This is a genomic window from Pseudomonas sp. FSL R10-1339 (assembly GCF_009600545.1).
In the GTDB taxonomy this organism is placed as follows: domain Bacteria; phylum Pseudomonadota; class Gammaproteobacteria; order Pseudomonadales; family Pseudomonadaceae; genus Aquipseudomonas; species Aquipseudomonas bubulae.
In genome coordinates this window covers 1-314 of sequence record NZ_WIVQ01000297.1, presented here as the reverse complement: position 1 = coordinate 314, position 314 = coordinate 1, and the positions used below count along the sequence as shown (strand labels likewise).

Genomic DNA, 314 nt, shown 5'->3' with positions numbered 1-314 from the left:
CTACTAAAACGCGGTCGTCGCTCGAAATCACAGGCACGTGAGTCAGTTTTGTCCGGGCCTTTTCGTGATAGTCGCTGTCTTGCTCTGACTCTGATGCAATGACCGTGGCTGAGAAAATCGCGTACCGCCTTGCGTTGCGGGCTGACTGCCAAAAAGCACGCTCGTTGACGCAATAGGCTGTGGCATTTCCGATCTTAATCGCATCCAGCCAGTTGTCGTCTTTCAGGTGTTTGATTGCCTTTGCGACTGACGTTCGGCTCAGATCTGTGACCTCGCAGAGGGTCTTGTAGGAGCACACAACGGCGTTTGTTGAC

1 protein-coding gene is annotated in these 314 nt (G+C 53.2%); it reads right to left on the bottom strand.

All coding sequences use genetic code 11. The features are described from left to right. On the bottom strand, positions 1–314 hold a 314-nt coding region (locus GHO03_RS24860), incomplete at both ends, for a replication/maintenance protein RepL (RefSeq protein WP_178110392.1).